Below are 319 nucleotides of genomic sequence, written 5' to 3'. Positions count from 1 at the left end.
ACAGCTCCCATCTCGTTACGCCATTCATGCAGGTCGGTATTTAACCGACAAGGAATTTCGCTACCTTAGGACCGTTATAGTTACGGCCGCCGTTTACTCGGGCTTCGATCAAGAGCTTCGCTAATGCTAACCCCATCAATTAACCTTCGAGCACCGGGCAGGCGTCACACCCTATACATCCTCTTACGAGTTAGCAGAGTGCTGTGTTTTTGGTAAACAGTCGGGAGGGACTCTTTGTTGTAAGTTTCCTTGCTTTCGGAGTAAATCCTAATACAAAGCTAACCACACCTTATACCGAAGATACGGTGCTATTTTGCAG

At 47.3% G+C, this 319-nt stretch carries 1 rRNA gene; it reads right to left on the bottom strand.

Features of this window, described 5'->3' with window-relative positions:
- Positions 1 to 319 (bottom strand): 23S ribosomal RNA (locus tag FGF67_RS17010); the annotation flags it as partial.

This window comes from Allotamlana fucoidanivorans, from assembly GCF_006265225.1.
In the GTDB taxonomy this organism is placed as follows: domain Bacteria; phylum Bacteroidota; class Bacteroidia; order Flavobacteriales; family Flavobacteriaceae; genus Allotamlana; species Allotamlana fucoidanivorans.
Note: the sequence above shows the minus strand (reverse complement) of the source record. Positions and strands in the feature narration are given on the sequence as shown.